The sequence below is a fragment of the Persicitalea jodogahamensis genome (assembly GCF_014651615.1).
In the GTDB taxonomy this organism is placed as follows: domain Bacteria; phylum Bacteroidota; class Bacteroidia; order Cytophagales; family Spirosomataceae; genus Persicitalea; species Persicitalea jodogahamensis.
The window spans coordinates 2,036,163-2,053,721 of record NZ_BMXF01000001.1 but is presented as its reverse complement, the minus strand read 5'-3'; the positions used below and the strand labels follow the sequence as shown (position 1 = coordinate 2,053,721).

Here is a 17,559-nt window from a genome sequence, read left to right as displayed (position 1 = left end):
CCTTACTTTTTCTTCACAATCAAGATCGCGTCCGCCTTCCCCGACCAGGGCGACCGTTCCGCTTCTCCTTTCACAAAATCCCTTACTTCCGTGTACTCCCCCGTGAGCGTATTGAACCACTGCATGGTGGCGGTTTTCTGGTTTTCCTTGTCCAGAAAGTGCAGGGTCACGGCGTAGTTTTCCTTGGGCATGTACATCAGCACGGTGCCATCCTTCTTATTGGTGAGGTTATAACCGTTGGTATTCTGCCAGGGGTGCGGCTTGAACTGCTCGAAAGAATGGCGGCGAAAGAATTCGCTCATATGCGCAAAATAGTCAAAGTGAGGCTTGTACACACCCGCCGGTTGATCGAACGGATCGTGAATGACGGCGTTCCAGGACGTTCCCTGCCAGTAGTAGGTCGTGTAAACACCCGCAAACAGGCACATGTAATTTCGCCGCAAACACACCTCGGCATTGGTGTAGGCACCCGGAAAAACATGGTAGGGCGATTCCTCGTAACCGCCATGTTCGATGTTGAAGACGGGCTTGTTCTTGAATTTGTTATTGGCATCGAGCATCTTTTGGTACAGCGTGTGCGTCCAATCCTGGGTGGACAAAAAATCCACTTTATCAGGATTGCGGCTGCAGAACCCAAAGTCATGAACCGACACCAGGCGGTCGTATGAGTCCAGATCGCGAATGCGGCTGACACGCTCAGAAATGTACTCTTCCGTGGCACGACCATAGTAAAGGGCTTCTTTCGAAACGTCCCAAATGATGTTGGGAAATGCCTGGTAACGCTTCACAACGTAGTCGAAATACCGATTGTCCTCCGGCGTATTCATGTCCGGCCAGGCCACCCGCTTATTCCAGACATAAATCATTAAATGGCTCACGATCTCGCGATCGTGCATTTCGGCCAGCACTTTGTCCAGGTGCTGGAAAAAGGCCGGATTCAAAGTGCTGTGGTCCGGCTTTTCATTAGAGCCCATAAACGGGAAAATATCCTGTCGTCCGCCATACTCGTGCTCTGGATGATCGGCCAGCCGGCTATCCTTTTTCCATTCTACGTCGTGCGAATAGACGTTCATCACAACCTGATTCAACCCATTTTTTTCCAGCAGATCCAGTAGCTTTTTGGTTTTGGGCAGGTCGCCCTTCCCGTAATCCAGGGCAAACAGCCAGTCGCACTCGAATGCCAGATTGAAGTAGTGCGTTCCATCTTCGTAATAAAAGTGCTGTGGGTCTTCGGCTTCCAGTGTCACTGCGCCGTGGCGATTCGGCTTTTGGTTAGCCGAAGCCTTTATGGTGCCTCTTTTGCCCGACAACGCCGGAATAGCGCTCTCAATCACATAGGAGTATTCGCCAATTTTAGAAGCAGAAAAACGCAGAACCCATTCGTCATTGCCATTGTAAAACAGCGGCAACTTTTTTGTTTCCCCATTCATCGAAACAGTAGCCTCCGCCTCGTGGTCGAATGGATTTCCCTTCACACCTTTGGCTTTGAAGACGATATCATTGACCTCCCATTGGGTAGTCAAAATAACGGGACTTTTGGCCAGGGTTTCCCAGCGCCTTATTTGGGAAAAAGAAGCATGAGAAGTACACACCAGGAGGGTTGCGAGGAAGCATGTTTTCAGGATTGTACGCATGAGGGTTGCAAGAGTTGGATGGATCCGGTTTGCGAGTAATATTTCACCAAAATATTCTACAAAGAATCCCCCCCGTGCGTTCTCATTCCCAATGCCAAGAAAGTACCAGAATTGGGCAATAATCGCCTATTTGCCCCTAATGGAGTTCGCGTCGGCAGGTACTAACGACCTCGACCTTACGGGCTACTTAGCCCTTCCCTCCATATGGAAAGCCTGAGATTTTATTGCGAAAAAGCGCGGTACCGGAACATGATGATGTCAAGTACATTCCCATTCCTTAACGGTCAGCTGACAGCGCCCTGGCTTCAATAAATATGCGTTTGACATCAGGGTGGGCGGTCCTGATGTTCTTTTCAAGCTGCACTACCGCCAACTCCACTTCCAGTGCGGTCAGTTCGGGTTGAAAATTCACATCAAGGGCCAGGAACACCTCATTCGGGCCAAAATGCATCGTTAGCGGCGGTCGGGCGCTTAGCACCGTGGGCTCGGCCCGTATTATTTCGCTCAAGCTCTCGACCACCCGCGGGTCGGCCCCTTCCCCAATAAGCAGTCCCTTACTTTCGTAGGCCAGGAAAATGGCGATAGCCGACAGGATCAACCCAATCACCAGCGAAGCAGCCCCGTCGAGGTAGGGATTGTTAAGCTTGTGTCCCAGGTACACCCCCAACGCCGCAACCACCAAACCCAGAAGTGCGGCGGTGTCTTCGAATATGACGGCAAAATTAGAGGGGTCCTTGCTGGCCCGGATAGCTTTAAAAAAGTTGGGTTCGGTCCGGGTTTGATTAAACTGTTTGAGTGCCAGAAATAAAGCCACACTTTCGAACACACCGGCGAGCCCCAGCACGACGTAGTTCCAGGTAGGATCCGAAAGAGGCTGGGGATGCCTGATATGGCTGATGCCTTCGTAAAAAGACATGCCGCCCCCGATGGAGAAAATCAGGATGGCAACGATCAGCGACCAGAAGTACAGCTCTTTTCCATGACCGAAAGGATGTTGGGCATCGGGGGCTTGTTTGCTTTGCCGGATGCCGTACAAAAGCAGCAGTCCGTTGCCGGTATCGACGATAGAGTGGATGCCTTCGGAAATCATAGCTGAGCTGCCGGTGAAGCTGGCCGCTACGAACTTTGAAATGGCGATGCCCGCATTGGCTGCGATGGCGGCATAAATGGCAGTTTTGGAATCAGATGGTTGGCTCATGTAATTGGTAAACGTTTTTCCTCCTCTTTAAAATAGGTATGCCAAGCTTTAAAACAGGCAAATTGATGGACCTTTCTTGGTTGATCAGGCAGCCGTAATGAATCTTCAGGCCTTAATTGTTCACTTTTGAGGCCAATCGTTAAGGCGAGTGGGGCGTAACTACCCTCGGAGCTCGAATGGACGCCTTCTTCCGACCACCTTTTACGGTGGGCGTTGGCTTTTCAATCTTCATTCCTGTTCTCAATTGCCGGGCTCACTATTCCCGATGCCCTCAACCTGGCAGAGCCAGGTTCTCTGCCAAGTTCGGGACCACAGTTTTGAGATCCGCAGGGAAGCCGCAGCCCCTTAGGCTCGCTTCCTGCCATCGTTACCATTCCCATTATTTCAAATCCCGGTATCCGACTGAAGGACTCTCCTATCGCCGATCAGCATTGGACAACCGCTCAACAATTGCCAAAAGCTCCGAAATTATCACCCGACAGTCAGAAAAAATCGGGTGGCGCGGGTTAATCAGGTAGTTGCTCCTAATGGATAAAATGGCACGGGGTACTTTTACTACCTACCGAGCCTAGCGCATAGCCATTCCAGCACGAAAGTCCGGGAAGGCAGCGGATGAACGTTGCCGACGGCCCGCCCCTGCGCAAGGTTTCCGACCGGCAGGTACGCATCAAGTCAGGCACCTGGCCGTTAATAACTCATTCCCTTAAACCTCAGGGTACTTTTTTTAGCTTTTCACCGGAAACCTGAAAGCGCTGCTTTGATTTCATCTGCGAGGTCAACCTCTTCTCCACCTTTACCAGCCACAACAATCCCACAACCCCGGAAAGTACCGTCCCAACCATAATGGCCAACTTGGCGCCACTCTGTTGCGCGGCATCTGTGAAGGACAGGCCAGCAATGAATATTGACATCGTAAAGCCGATACCCGCTGTGAAGCCCAGGCCGATGATGTGTCGCCATTTCAGTCCAAGGGGCAGTTTGGCCCCGCCTGACTTAACGACGCCCCAGGAAAATAGAACGATACCCAACGGCTTACCCAAAAACAACCCTGCTACGATACCCAGACTCAGCGGCAACGTCAGCAAAGCGTAGATGTTCCCGGTTAGGACGATACCCGTGTTGGCCAGCGCAAATATAGGCATAATAAGGTAGTTGACGGGTTTGTACAGCGCGTGTTCGATCCTGCCCAGTTGGCTGAGTGGAATGGTCACCGCCAAAAGTACCCCGGCAATGGTGGCGTGTACGCCTGACTTGAGTATGAAAAACCAAAGCAACAAACCGGGGATGAGGTAAAACATGAAGCGAAGCACTTTGAAGTAATTGAGCGCAAAGAGTACAGTCAAAGTAGCCGCCGCGCCGAGCACCATGTCGGCGTGAATCTCATTGGTATAGAAAAGCGCGATGACCAGCACCGCGATCAGATCGTCGATCACCGCAATGGCAGTCAGCAGGACTTTCAAAGCAAAAGGCACCCGCTTGCCCAACAGCGACAGCATCCCCAAAGAAAAGGCAATGTCCGTTGCGGTGGGAATTGCCCAGCCGTTGGCGGCAGTAGAATCTGCGTTAAAAGTCAGGTAGATTGTCGCCGGAACGATAGCCCCGCCCAGCGCGGCCACAACGGGCAACACGGCCTGCCGCCAGTCCGATAACTCTCCCACCAGGATTTCGCGCTTGATTTCCAGCCCTACAAAAAAGAAAAAGACGGCCATCAGACCGTCGTTGACCCAGTGACTAATGCTTTTGTCGAGCGGCGGAAAACCGACCTTTTGTTGCCAAAAAGCCAGGAACTCCTCCCCATGTGACGAGTTGGCCCAGCTCAACGCTATGGCCGTAGCCACCAGCAGCAAAACGCCAGACAATCGCCCGCTCTCGGCCAGGTCGCGGATGGGGTTGGTGACCGGCTCTACGACTGGCTTGACTGCATTTTTTATTCTGACTATTCTTCTTTTGGTCTTCATCTATGTTTTTTAAAGCTTGCGCCCTTTTGGGCATGACATTTGGTTATCTGGTGCTGCGCCTTGTAGTTGCCAGGGTTCGTCAATGGATTCAGCCGCATCGCCGTGGAGTTGGAGTTTCTGAAAACAGCCCCCCCGGACGTCCCTGGTACTTGGGCGTGCTTTGCTGATGGCTTTCCCTGGGCACGATGACGCGATGATGGAACGCGGCACGATGCCAATGCGAGAAGGAAAACGGCTGCGACATTGGATTTTTCGCGAATCTCCGACCTGTTGTGCCTTATGCGGATATTTAGTAGGTATGCGTCGACACACCTGGATCGACTATTTCCCTCTGCCCTTCTTAACCGAAGGACTCGAAGGTACTTAAAAGCAACGCGAAAACCGCGATGATGAAAGATTGACTAATTTTCATACCAATGCGGGAATAGCGTACAGGGTTAAGCTTGTTTTTTCGGCAAAAGACTGTGTTTCTCAAAGCGCCATGTGCCCGGCGGCTTCGGGTTGATAAATCACCTCCTCGATCTTGATCGTGACCGTGCCATTTGGTGTATTCATCTTAGTGAGCGTTCCCTGCCGGCAGCCGAGAATGGCAACCGCCAGCGGCGCGAAAATCGAAATGCGCTTTTTTTCGATGTTGGCGAGTTCCGGATAGACGAGCTGGACTTCCAGCGTGTGGTTGCTTTCGGGATAAGTCAGCCTGACGCGGGAATTCATCGTGACCACGTCCGCCGGCATGTCGGCCGGGTCAAGCAACGTGGCCTCATTCACAGTCCGAAGGATTTCATTGGTCTGGTTATTGGAAAAATTGAAATCGGTTTTTGCCCGACCAATCCATTGCTGGAGCCGCTGGTAATCCAGGCGGCTAATGATGAGAGTATTCATGACTTGGCTAATTTGAAAGATGGAATGATTAATTAAGAGGAAATTTTGACGGGTTTCTTTCCAGAAACCTGGTCTTGTACACGAGGCTCTGAATAAGAATGCCCATAATAACGGCCACGGCGATCATCAGCGTGGTGATGACCGACACCCCGGCAGCTTCGCGGTGGGAGACCTGCACGATCTCCTGGCCGGTTTCAGATTGGATTCGGGCAAGCGTGTGCAGGTTTTCGATGCTTTGGCGGAAGAGGGCTACTCCGTCCTTATTATACAACGCAGTGGCTATTTCCCTGTTTTCGTCGGCTGCCTGCTTCATTACCACTTGCTCCAAACGGGCATTGTCGGCCAAATCGGATTTGAATTTCTTCAACACCGCCGCCTCATTCCGGGTAAGCACGGTTTGTTCAAAATCGGCTACCAGTTGGTTATTCCTCACGTCATGTTCCGAAAATCTGGTTTTTAACTCAGCGGTAGTGAGTCTCGAGTGATCGCTCAGGTGGTTGTCGAGGAGCCGGTGCTTATCGTGGAGATTCTCGCTGAGATAAACAATGATCAGCGCGGGCTGCAGGCGATCATTGTAAACCGACGTGACAGCGGCGTCCATGTTGCGTGCTTTTTTTTCCAGGCGCAGCGAGTAAAGGATCACGAGGACCATTACCAGAAATAGCAGGGCCGCTACTTTCGCTTTTTGGGTGAGCAACTGTGAGATAGTCATAATTGAGCCGTGTCTGAATAGGCGATTTGAAAAAACATAATTCCTAAATTTTGAATTTATTTTTTATAGCTGTAAATTTACAACTGTAAAATTACATACGCAAACTTAATGACTTATATCAGCACCGAACCCCGCGTAACCGATTCATGGGAAGACATCTGTTACCCTGTTGAATCACTCTGGCTGAATGACCTGCTGCCCGGCTACGATATAATAGCCACCGACCGCCAGCAACTGGTGATCGGGCAGCATCTCGGGGGACGCAAAACACTTTTTGGCATCCAAAGCGCGGATTATACTGTCGTCCCCAACGCCACCATCCGGGAGATCATCGACGAATTGGTGCCCGACTATCAACTAGTGATCAAGCACACCACCACCGGTGAGTTCACAGTAAGCATTGTGCTGCCTGCCACCGTGCAGATCGGTACGGAAGCCCTGCACCGTAGCCTGACGCTGACTAACAGCTATAATGGCAAGACCCCGTTCAGCATTCAGGGCCAGTCGCTGACGGCTCTGTTGGATCCCGCCACGCGATTGGGCAGCAGCCTTTACCGCAACATTTGCCAGAATGGGCTGATGGGTTGGGCCGATCCGTTCACTGATCTAGCCGAATACGAATCCTGGCTTGAGCCTTTGGCCGGGGGACGCAAAAGGAAACAGCCGCCCAGGAGTGCCAATGCCCCGGAACGGATCCGGCAGACACGCTCAGAGATTCGCAACATTCACCACAGTACGCTAACCATTGAGCTTTTCAAGGAACACTTGCGTGACCTGGTCGCCGAGCACTTGATCACCGAGCAGACACTCACTTCTGAAGTGTACGGTCACTTCCAGAAACCGGTCGCCATGGGAACGGATGATGCCTTATTGAAGGAACTGCCCATTCCGGTGCAAATGGCCAAGCAGGCTAAAGAGCGGTTGCGGTTCGAAGAGCGGATGCTGGGGTCAGAACTTTCGTACTGGCTGCTCTACAACGCGGTCAACTACGCGCTTTTCACTGCTCGCAGTAGCCTGACCCTAAATGATCGCTTTAGGCTTGACGAGCGCGTTTTCCATCAGTTGGCCGCGCACGCGTTTGCCTGAACCTATAGCTTTTATCTTTTTCAAAACAAAAAGACATGAATTCACCTGATCTGTCAACGGACCTGAGCGGCGTCTCAGACGCCCTGTCAAAAATCGACGGCAACCTCCAAAAAGCGGAAGCCAAGGCCGCCTCCAATGTTTTCCCCGACGAGCCACGTGGCGATTTGACCGTTTGCGGATTCCTCTTGCTGAATAATCTTGAGCATGGCACAGCGGTAGGGTGAAGAGCAGGGCCCCAACTAAATAGTATTATTTATTTCTATTGAATATCAATCAGCAATGCATTCAAAAAGAACCACAAAAGAATACCTACTGCTATTTACCAAAGGGGCGGGCATGGGTGCGGCCGACGTGGTGCCGGGCGTATCGGGCGGCACTATTGCTTTCATTACAGGTATTTATGAAGAATTACTGGCTTCAATCCGGTCAGTGGACACGGGGGCGCTCCAATTGTTGCTGGAGTTTCGGCTGGCCGAGTTTTGGCGGCACGTCAATGGAGCCTTCCTCCTCGTGCTGCTCTCCGGGATTGGCTTTTCGGTGTTGGCGCTTTCGCGCATAATCCTGTACCTCCTGGCCAACCACTCCGAACTACTCTGGTCCTTTTTCTTCGGTCTCATCGTGGCCTCGGCCTGGGTGGTAGGACGAAAAATCGGTCGGTGGAGCGTGGGCGTCGTGCTGTTTGGTTTGCTGGGAACGGCCATTGCTTACTACGTGACGGTGGCTACGCCCGCGCAGACACCGGAATCCTACTTTTTTCTATTTTTGTCGGGAGCCATCGCCATCTGCGCGATGATCCTGCCGGGTATTTCGGGCAGTTTCCTATTGGTGCTGCTGGCCAAGTACGAGTTCGTCCTCAACGCCGTTAAGGAATTGCGGCTGGATGTGATCGCCGTGTTTGCCGCGGGCTGTGTGGTGGGGATCTTATCCTTTTCACGCGTTCTTAACTGGGCGCTCAAAAACTACCATAACGCCACGATCGCCCTGCTGACAGGTTTCATGCTGGGTTCACTCAATAAAGTTTGGCCTTGGAAGCATACCCTCGAAACATTTACCGATCGTCATGGGGAAGTAAAGCCACTGGTGCAACAAAATATCCTGCCGGGCATTTATGAGTCACTCACAGGCCATGAATCCTATATGGGCTATGGCATAGTCCTTGCCACGATTGGATTTTTGGCGGTGTATCTGACAGATCACTTCACGAGAACAGAATCGTCATCAACAAACTTCAAAACTACTCACCGATGAAACCCTACCTCGTTGCCGTACTTCTGGCCCTTATAACAATAGCTAGTTGTGGAGAGAATTTGAAGAACAAATCGATCGATCACATCTCAGCGCTTACGATGGAAACAGACGAATCATCGGACGGCCTCATCATCGGGAAGTCCTGGCGGCTGATTGAAATGGAGGGAGATGTGATTGGTGCACCTACCAATCAGGTGAACGAAATTCACTTCACACTTAAAGCTGATCAAAACCGGTTCACAGGGATCGTCGGCTGCGACTCATTCAGCGGTAGCTACAGATTGAAATGGGGTAAAGAGATTCGCCTCTCACGAATAACCATAACCAGAAATGATTGCCCCGAAATGTATGCCCGAAAGAAAAATTTGCTCAACGTCTTTGGGCTGGTGGATAATTACACGATAAAAGGAGACACATTGACCCTGCTATTTGGCGAAAGAGCACCACTGGCCAAGTTCAAAGCGGCACGGTCGGCTGATTCGACGCTGGCTGGAAAAGTAGGGCATCACTTTTGAGTATGATCGGCGTCATCAAAGGATTGGGTAGAAAAATTAAGATTTGCACCCTATACCTAAAAACAACGCTCCATCAAGATGAAAACCGCTTCCCTGTACAAGGACCTGACTTACCAGGACAATAAGCCACTGGTCCAGCCGCTGTTGGAAACAGACTTTACCCGCGAAATCAGAATCGTGTTCAAAGGGGGACAGATGATGAAAGAGCACTTTACGCCCTTCCCAATTGTCATCGAGATCGTGGCAGGAGAGATTGATTTTGGCACGCGCGGTACAATTCACCGCGCCGTGAAAGGAGACCTGATTTCTCTTGGAGGGGACGTACCTCACGACTTAACGGCCTTAACCGATAGCATCGTCCGGCTGACGCTATCGAAACCCGACCGGAGTGAGCGGGTAATGCAAGTGGCCAATCAATAAATGTAGATGCATTTCGAAGGGAAAATGTCCAGCACTTCCTCCAAAATGGTAAAATGGGGACATATAGCAAACACCTCTTCGTAATAGCCCGGTGCCTCGATTTCAGGAATGATAGCAATACTTCGTCAGGCGGCGAAATCCATCAATTCGCGGGCCTGTTCCTGCGTATAGTAGCCTCCGTAGGCATTTGCATTCCCCTCACGGCTGTAAAACGCGGACTGGCCTAGCACTCTGTTCGAGGTCAGGTGGGTACTCCAGGCGGCACGCTACGAAGATGGTAAGAAAAGAATTCCTTTAAATTCCGCTTCGTCTGCTGATCTCCAAAGTTGGCTACTGACTTGTAGACGGCCGCAGTTCAGAGCCTGAAAGGAAGGCTCATGGAGCAATTCCATAAAGACCCATAATTCATACCGCATCTCCTTCGATTCATACCGCGGTCGGCAGCCCTGCTCTCGCCAACTTTGTAATGACAGTCGAAGGGCATTGAGCCCTTCGAAATTACAAACCAATAAACCTCTACATTATGCCGACGCTAACCATTAAAGACGGTACCCAGCTTTACTATAAGGACTGGGGAACAGGACAACCCATCGTGTTTCATCACGGATGGCCGTTGTCCAGCGACGACTGGGATGCCCAGATGATGTTTTTCCTGTTGCAGGGTTACCGGGTAGTGGCCCACGATCGCCGGGGTCACGGTCGCTCTACCCAAACGACGGATGGTCACGATATCGACACCTACGCTTCAGACGCCGCTCAACTGGCCGAGTTCCTGGATCTGAACGATGCGATTCACATTGGTCATTCTACCGGAGGGGGGGAAGTGGCTCGCTATGTAGCCAAATATGGCAACGGGCGGGTGGCCAAGGCAGTCCTGATCAGTGCCATCACCCCACTCATGGTCGCTAACGAGTCAAACCCCGACGGTGTGCCCATGTCGGTATTTGATGAGATTCGGGAAGGAACCGCTACCCGGCGTCCGCAGTATTTCAACGAATTCACCACGGCTTTCTATGGCTTCAACCGTCCAGGGGCTACCGCTTTGCAGGGCGTTCAGGATAACTGGTGGCGGCAGGGCATGATGGGGGGAATTAATGCCCACTATCACGGTATCAAGGCCTTTTCGGAAACAGATTTAACGGAAGACCTGAAAAGTATTGACGTGCCGGTTCTGATCATGCACGGAGAAGACGACCAGATCGTTCCCATCGGGATTACAGCCCATAAGGCGATCAAGCTTCTCAAAAACGGGAAACTGATCACGTACCCCGGCTTTCCGCATGGCATGCCTACCACCGAGGCTGCTACGATCAATGCTGACCTACTGACTTTTGTCCAATCGTAATCACAACACCTCTCGTTCCAAAGGCAGAGGGGTTGTGTGCATACCTGCGCTTGCGGTACGTATACGCCCGAAATCATATTCCCTATGAACCAATCAATTTTAGGCCTCCACCACATCACGGCCATTGCCAACAACGCGCAGCGTAACGTTGATTTCTATACCCGGGTGCTGGGGCTGCGCATGGTCAAAAAGACGGTCAATTTCGATGATCCAACCACCTACCATTTTTATTATGGGAACGAAGAAGGTACCCCCGGTACAATCCTGACCTTTTTTCCCTGGGAAGGCATTGGCCAGGGACACAACGGTACCGGTATGGCTACCGAGATCGGGTATTCGGTTCCGGCGGATAGTCTGGGCAGCTGGGTGGAGCGATTCCGGGAGGCAGGTGTAACAATGGGCGAACAGGCGGCCCGATTCGGAGAAAACTACCTACCCTTCAAGGATCCTGACGGTCTGGAATTTGCCCTGATGGTACCCAGGCAACCCGACGGCCGTCCCGCCTGGGAAACCGGAGAGGTGAAGCAGGACATGGCTACCCGGGGGTTTCACAGCGTCACCCTGACATTACAGAAAATAGACGCCACGGCGAAAGTACTCACCGACATTTTTGGCTACCGGCTGCTGGGGCAGGAAGGGAATCGCTACCGGTTTCAGACGGATAGCGTGGCCGAAGCCGCGATTGTCGACCTGCTGGAAGTACCGGACGGGCAGGCGGGACGCAATGCCGGTGGCACAAATCACCACGTTGCTTTCCGGGTAACCAACGAGAGCGTTCAGATGGAGTTTCGGGAAAAGATTCTTTCCGGCGGATTACAGATTACTCCTAAGATCGACCGCGACTATTTCTTTTCAGTGTATTTTCGTGAACCCGGGGGCGTACTCTTTGAGATTGCAACCGACAACCCAGGATTTACGGTGGATGAGCCGCTGGCCGAACTTGGGAGCCATCTCAAACTGCCTAAACAGTATGAAGCCTCGCGAAGCCGCATAGAAAAGGCGCTCCCGGTACTGAAAACCATATAACTGCATGGAATATGACGAACGTTGAAACAAAGCTGGACCAGAATGGCAAAGGAGCGTTCAAACTGTACGAGGATAAGACAGAACTGGGTGAAATGGTTGTCCGTGTCGATGACGGTAAACTGACCGTCTACCACACGGAGGTAGTACCGGAGGAAGAGGGCAAGGGGTACGCGAAACAGTTACTGAAAGCTGTAGTCGATTACGCCCGCGCACAACATCTTCAAGTGATACCCCTGTGCGCGTACGTTCATGCCCAGTTTCGCCACCATCCTGAGCAGTATGCCGATGTATGGACAGAATCAGCTAATTAAAAAGCTCTCTTCTTTTTCAACTCTCGAACTCATTTTCAACCATGCATCCAGATCGTATTGTGTCGGGAGGGCAACCGCTCACAACGGCAACAAAAGTATTACTGATGCTTCATGGGCGGGGTGGCAGTGCTCAGGACATTCTGTCGCTGGCGCAGCAGCTCGATGTGGATGACTTTGCCCTCCTGGCGCCACAAGCCACTGGCCACAGTTGGTACCCATACTCGTTTCTGGCACCACAGGCCCAGAACGAACCGGCCTTATCCTCTGCCCTGACGATGCTTGGCGACCTGCTGCAAAAACTGGAAGCGCAAGGTCTCAGCCGAAAAAGTATTTATCTGCTGGGTTTCTCGCAGGGAGCCTGCCTGACGCTGGAGTTTGCGGCCCAAAACGCGGATCGCTACGGAGGTATTGTGGCTTTTACGGGTGGCTTAATCGGCGATCAACTCGACACGAAAAAGTACCATGGGTATTTTGCTGGTACGCCTGTTTTCATTGGTACCGGAAATCCCGATCTCCACGTGCCCGTCGAACGGGTACAGGCTTCGACAACTTTGCTGAAAAGCATGGGGGCATCCGTTACGGAAAAAATATATCCAAACCGGGGGCATACCATCAGTCAGGATGAAATTGACATAGCCAACACCCTCATTTTCAAAACTTAGTACAACTAACTTTTCTCTCTATCCTCATGAAAACTACCCTGGGCATATCCGCCGAAAACCGCGAAATTGTGGCGCATGAACTGGCCAAGCTACTGGCCGATGAATTTGTGCTATATACCAAAACGCTCAACGCCCACTGGAATCTGGAAGGCATGGATTTTCATTCCGTTCACCTCTATTTTGAAGAGCTGTATAAGCAATCGGCCGAGATCGTCGACGGTGTCGCCGAACGCATCCGGCAATTGGATCACTATGCCCCCGCTACCCTGAAAAATTTCCTGCAACTCACCCACCTGACTGAGCAGGACGGCAGCGGAAACGACAGCAGGAGTCTGATCGCCAAACTACTCAGCGACCATGAAAGTATTATTGAGTTTATCCGGGGTACCATTGGTGAATTTCAGGAAGCCCACCACGATGCTGGCACAAGCGATTACGTGACGGGCCTGATGCAAACCCACGAAAAAACCGCCTGGATGCTGCGCGCGCATTTGAAGTAAACTTTCTGTTGATTATCATTACATTGTGCTAATAGAAGTACCCATCAATCATTAACCCGCCCGACTGTCCTGACCAGGTACCCTATGACTACAAACGAGCCTATATCAGAACGCTGGCCCGCGTTGCCCTACGCTGAGTGGAGCCAAACCCTGGAAACGCTGCACCTCTGGACTCAGATTGTCGGTAAAATCCGGCTCCGGCAAACCCCCTGGATCAACCATTCCTGGCACGTATCCCTGTATGTGACGCCGACGGGCCTGACGACCGGCAGCGTTCCCTATGACCGGGGCCTGTTCCAGATTGATTTCGACTTTCTGATTCACCAATTGACCATCAAAACCAGCACTGACAAGCGGGTCAACATCGGCCTGTACCCGCGGTCCGTTGCCAGTTTTTACACAGAAGTACTTGATACATTCCGGCAGCTGGGAATAGATATTACGATACAAGGTACCCCCAACGAGCTACCTGATGTCATCCCTTTTGCCGACGATCAGGTACACCAATCGTACGATGCCGAAATGGTCGGTCGGTTCTGGCAGGCCATCGTCAGGATGTACTCCGTTTTTGTCAGGTTTCGGGCGGGCTACACCGGTAAATGCAGCCCCGTGCATTTTTTCTGGGGTAGTTTCGATCTGGCGGTCACCCGTTTTTCGGGTCGTCGCGCACCGCTCCATCCGGGTGGAGCACCCAACCTGTCGGCGCGGGTCATGCAGGAAGCCTACTCGCATGAGGTTAGTTCGGCGGGTTTCTGGCCCGGCAATGCCCAGTTTCCGGAGGCTGCTTTTTATTCGTATTGCTATCCTACCCCAGCGGATTTTGGGCAGCAGCCGGTCGAGCCGGCCGGTGCCTACTTTCATCCGGAGATGGGAGAATTTATTCTGCCTTATGAGGTAGTGCGTCAATCGGCCGAGCCGGAGCAGGCACTACTCGCGTTTCTGCAAACTACCTACGATGCCGCCGTGTCGACCGCCCACTGGAACCGGGACGAATTGGACTGTGACCTGAGTAGCTACGAATACCAGTAAATACGTTAGCATGGATTCCAGCATTTCAATCAACGCTGAAAGTGCCGTCACTACCATCATCATCCAGCGGCCCTATAAGCAGCAAGTCAAGGCCTACGAAAACTGGCTGCGGGAAATAGTACCCCTGGCGCAGGCCGCATCGGGCCACCGGGGGGTTAATATTATTCGTCCGCACGGGATGAGCGATGAATACACGATAGTGCTGCATTTTGATTCGGAAACTAATCTGCGGCTCTGGCTGGAATCCGGCACCCGGAAGCGATTGATCGAAAAAGTACGTCCCATCCTGAATGACGACGAGACAGTTGACATCAAAACAGGCCTGGAATTCTGGTTCACGCCGCCCCAAAACCCACCGGCAGCTCCTCGTTACAAGCAGTTTTTGATTACGTTGTCGGCTATTTTTCCCCTGGCGTTTCTGATTCCGCCCTTTCTCGCACCGCTTATAAAGTACCTCCCTTTTCTTGGCGTTCCACTGATCAAGGCATTCATCACCAGCCTGATCATTGTTGGCCTGATGACGTTTGCCATTATGCCGCACTACGTCCGGCTGGTGGCTCGCTGGCTCTATAAATCGTAGGTACTTAAAGTCTATTCAGAAACCACACCTGGGGAGCTTATTGGAGTATATTTGTAAGGTAGTTGGTGCTCTGCTTACCGAAATACTCATGCTTACGCCAAAAAGTGCCTATGCTGTCAGATACGTGCGATTTTCTTTGTCAACGCTTCATCGGACGACTGGCCTTTTCCGGCTATCGGCTAACAGTTAGTCTCTTCATTTTGGGGATGTGTTCCCCGCATGCCTACTCACAAAATATTAGTCGGCAGCAGGTGAACAATTTGCTCGCAGCGTTGAAAACCAGCCGATCTGATCCAAAAAAGATCTCCATTTTACTTGAATTAGGCAAGTTTCATCTCTATAAACCCGGCGAAGCCAGGGTAGATCTCGACAGTAGCCGGATGTACCTTCGTCAGGCTGAAAAATTGAGTGGTTCGCTGCGATTAGTCACTCGCCAGCACGAAGCGGAAACGTTGCTTCTCGTCGCGGATCTGGAAGGGGGCGACACAGCTACCGGTCAGTCCCGTTTTGCCGACCTGATTTCCAATTGCCAGCAGGCGGGAGACAAGGAAGGGGAAGCCATTGCCCGATTCCGATTGGGTATCTGGCTGCGAAATTTTGCCCCCGACTCTACAACCGTACTGACCAACTTTCGTCAGGTAGCCTCGATCTACCAGTCGCTGGACAAACCCGTAGAGGAGATTAACACCTTGAAGGAGATTGCCATCACCCACTTGTACGAAGGACAGATACTACTGGCTGAGGCTGAGCTATTGAATGTCCTGCATCGCTTTAAGGCGATCCACTACCCCAATCTTCATTATACCTACGATCTGCTTTCTACGATTGGTCGGCTAAAAGGGGATTTGAATGAGGCGCTAAGGTATGGGCTATTGTGCATAGAAAGTATGAACAGGACCCATGACACCGCCTCCGCCGCCGCATTTTACGGTGATCTCGCGCAAATTTACGAGGTGGCCGGCAACCACCCGAAAGCGATTGAATGGTACGGAAAATCCCTCGCGGCATGGCGCCAGGAAGGGCTGCCTAATTTTGCCCTTTACAATGCCGCCGGAATTCTTGCCAAGGACCTGATTGCCCAACAAAAGCCAGAGGAAGCACTCCGTTTTTTTCAAAATCTGGTCAAGGAAATTCCGACGAATACGATCATTCAAAAAGGGTGCGTGGCACAGAATCTGGCTCACTGCTACGCTGCCCTGAAAAACGACCGACTGGCGGAGCGTTACTATAAGGAAGCGCTGTATTGGTACGAAAAAAACAAACTCGATTTTGAAGGATCCTTACAAATCCGGCAGGATTTGGGTTCGTTTTATGTCAAACAGAAACGATATAAGGAAGCAGGTTTTTACTTAAAGAAAGCCCTGACTATTCTGCCCGAAAAAAAAGCCTTGTCTACCTTAAGGGATATTCATTTTATGCTGTTCAAGGTTGATTCGGCCCAGGGGAATTATTTATCGGCCATCAATCATTTTGATCTCTACAAGACTTTTAACGATTCCCTCTTTAACGAGTCCAGAAGTAAGCAGCTGACCCAGTTGCAGTTTCAGTACGATATCCGGGCCAAGGAGCAGAATATCGTATTGTTGACCAAACAAAGTGAACTTCAGCAATCCGCGCTTGAGCGGGCCGAAACCACCCGCAATGCCATGCTGATGGGGGCGGTTTTGCTAGTGGTACTTTTGGGGGTGAGCTACAACCGCTATCGGCTCAAACAACGCAGCAACCAATTGCTGGAAGTAAAGCAGCTTGAAATCAACCAAAAAAATGAATCGCTTCAGCAGGTACTGACGGAGAAGGAGTGGATGCTGAAAGAAATTCATCACCGGGTAAAAAACAATCTGCAGATTATCACCAGTCTGCTCAATGCCCAGGCGGACTACCTTCACGATGCTACTGCGCTGGCGGCGATCCGGGAAAGCCAGAACCGCGTACAGGCCATGGCTCTGATCCACCAGAAGCTCTATCAGTCCGAGCAACTGTCTACGGTCGATATGGCCGAATACATCAACGAAGTGGTGAACTACCTGTTGGAATCGTTTAATTGCCAGCTGTCCATTCGGACGGTCCTGAATGTGGCCCCCCTCCAGATCGATGTCAACCTGGCGACTCCCCTTGGATTGATCATCAATGAGGCTTTTACCAATGCACTGAAATATGCCTTTCCCCAACCGCTGTATAGCGCAGAAAATCCAGGGGTCGTTCATATCAACCTCATGGTAGATGATGCCCAGAACTGCCAGCTACTTATTCAGGACAATGGTGTTGGCCTGCCAGCCGGATTCGATCCGAATAAAACAAGTACGCTGGGGCTGACAATGATCCAGGGACTGAGCCGTCAGATCGGAGGGAAACTGCACATTGAACGGGGTTCGGGTGTAGGTATACGCCTGGATTTTAGCCCTACCAAAAAAATAGAATAGCCTTAGCAGACGTATCCCGAATCCCAGAAAACA

General features: G+C 51.5%; 19 protein-coding genes. 14 read left to right on the top strand and 5 right to left on the bottom strand.

The genetic code is table 11. The annotated features are described in order from the left end of the window. Window positions 1–2 precede the first annotated feature (2 nt). Window positions 3–1,634, bottom strand: a complete 1,632-nt coding sequence (locus tag IE117_RS08460) for a DUF5060 domain-containing protein (RefSeq protein WP_189563851.1) — start codon at window positions 1,632–1,634, stop codon at window positions 3–5. Between the two features lie 91 nt (window positions 1,635–1,725). Here IE117_RS08460 and IE117_RS26395 point away from each other — a divergent pair, with 91 nt between their 5' ends. Then, on the top strand, window positions 1,726–1,851 hold the full coding sequence (locus IE117_RS26395; protein WP_262893091.1) for a hypothetical protein: 126 nt from the start codon (window positions 1,726–1,728) through the stop codon (window positions 1,849–1,851). A gap of 60 nt (window positions 1,852–1,911) precedes the next feature. Here the strand turns inward: IE117_RS26395 and IE117_RS08455 are convergent, their stop codons facing one another. From IE117_RS08455 to IE117_RS08440, 4 genes are all read right to left on the bottom strand, one after another. After that, the gene (locus IE117_RS08455) at window positions 1,912–2,832 is read right to left on the bottom strand and encodes a cation diffusion facilitator family transporter (protein ID WP_189563850.1); all 921 of its coding nucleotides are present in this window, start codon (window positions 2,830–2,832) and stop codon (window positions 1,912–1,914) included. Window positions 2,833–3,542: 710 nt separating this feature from the next. Beyond that, on the bottom strand, window positions 3,543–4,790 hold the full coding sequence (nhaA, locus tag IE117_RS08450) for a Na+/H+ antiporter NhaA (protein ID WP_189563849.1): 1,248 nt from the start codon (window positions 4,788–4,790) through the stop codon (window positions 3,543–3,545). A gap of 471 nt (window positions 4,791–5,261) precedes the next feature. Next, complete coding sequence (locus tag IE117_RS08445) at window positions 5,262–5,672, bottom strand: GreA/GreB family elongation factor (RefSeq protein WP_189563848.1); 411 nt, start codon at window positions 5,670–5,672, stop codon at window positions 5,262–5,264. 28 nt (window positions 5,673–5,700) lie between these two features. Further along, window positions 5,701–6,384 carry an MCP four helix bundle domain-containing protein gene (locus IE117_RS08440; protein WP_189563847.1) on the bottom strand — a complete coding sequence of 228 codons (684 nt, stop codon included), beginning with the start codon at window positions 6,382–6,384 and terminating at the stop codon, window positions 5,701–5,703. Between the two features lie 108 nt (window positions 6,385–6,492). Between IE117_RS08440 and IE117_RS08435 the strand changes: the two genes are divergently transcribed. From IE117_RS08435 to IE117_RS08375, 13 genes are all read left to right on the top strand, one after another. Continuing rightward, a complete protein-coding gene (locus tag IE117_RS08435; RefSeq protein WP_189563846.1) occupies window positions 6,493–7,470 on the top strand; it encodes a hypothetical protein in 978 nt (325 codons plus the stop codon). A 35-nt stretch (window positions 7,471–7,505) separates the two neighbouring features. Continuing rightward, entirely contained in the window at window positions 7,506–7,694 is a 189-nt protein-coding gene (locus IE117_RS08430) for a hypothetical protein (RefSeq protein ID WP_189563845.1), read from the top strand. A gap of 55 nt (window positions 7,695–7,749) precedes the next feature. Further along, complete coding sequence (locus IE117_RS08425; protein WP_229580524.1) at window positions 7,750–8,718, top strand: polyprenyl-phosphate transporter; 969 nt, start codon at window positions 7,750–7,752, stop codon at window positions 8,716–8,718. After that, a complete protein-coding gene (locus IE117_RS08420) occupies window positions 8,715–9,233 on the top strand; it encodes an META domain-containing protein (RefSeq protein ID WP_189563844.1) in 519 nt (172 codons plus the stop codon). Before IE117_RS08425 ends, IE117_RS08420 begins: the two co-directional genes overlap by 4 nt. A 78-nt stretch (window positions 9,234–9,311) precedes the next feature. Then, window positions 9,312–9,653, top strand: coding sequence for a cupin domain-containing protein (locus IE117_RS08415; RefSeq protein WP_189563843.1), 342 nt, complete (start codon window positions 9,312–9,314; stop codon window positions 9,651–9,653). A gap of 523 nt (window positions 9,654–10,176) precedes the next feature. Continuing rightward, window positions 10,177–10,998 (top strand): alpha/beta fold hydrolase, encoded by an 822-nt coding sequence (locus IE117_RS08410; protein WP_189563842.1) that lies wholly within the window; start codon window positions 10,177–10,179, stop codon window positions 10,996–10,998. 84 nt (window positions 10,999–11,082) lie between these two features. Continuing rightward, a complete protein-coding gene (locus IE117_RS08405; protein WP_189563841.1) occupies window positions 11,083–12,024 on the top strand; it encodes a ring-cleaving dioxygenase in 942 nt (313 codons plus the stop codon). 11 nt (window positions 12,025–12,035) lie between these two features. Further along, window positions 12,036–12,335, top strand: a complete 300-nt coding sequence (locus tag IE117_RS08400; protein ID WP_189563840.1) for a GNAT family N-acetyltransferase — start codon at window positions 12,036–12,038, stop codon at window positions 12,333–12,335. A gap of 41 nt (window positions 12,336–12,376) precedes the next feature. Continuing rightward, window positions 12,377–12,997, top strand: coding sequence for an alpha/beta hydrolase (locus tag IE117_RS08395; protein ID WP_189563839.1), 621 nt, complete (start codon window positions 12,377–12,379; stop codon window positions 12,995–12,997). 26 nt (window positions 12,998–13,023) lie between these two features. Then, window positions 13,024–13,497 carry a Dps family protein gene (locus IE117_RS08390; protein WP_189563838.1) on the top strand — a complete coding sequence of 158 codons (474 nt, stop codon included), beginning with the start codon at window positions 13,024–13,026 and terminating at the stop codon, window positions 13,495–13,497. Between the two features lie 84 nt (window positions 13,498–13,581). Then, window positions 13,582–14,526, top strand: a complete 945-nt coding sequence (locus IE117_RS08385) for a DUF5996 family protein (RefSeq protein WP_189563837.1) — start codon at window positions 13,582–13,584, stop codon at window positions 14,524–14,526. A 10-nt stretch (window positions 14,527–14,536) separates the two neighbouring features. Beyond that, window positions 14,537–15,106, top strand: coding sequence for a putative antibiotic biosynthesis monooxygenase (locus IE117_RS08380; protein ID WP_189563836.1), 570 nt, complete (start codon window positions 14,537–14,539; stop codon window positions 15,104–15,106). A 251-nt stretch (window positions 15,107–15,357) separates the two neighbouring features. Then, entirely contained in the window at window positions 15,358–17,526 is a 2,169-nt protein-coding gene (locus IE117_RS08375; protein WP_229580521.1) for a histidine kinase dimerization/phosphoacceptor domain -containing protein, read from the top strand. The last annotated feature ends 33 nt before the right edge of the window (window positions 17,527–17,559 follow it).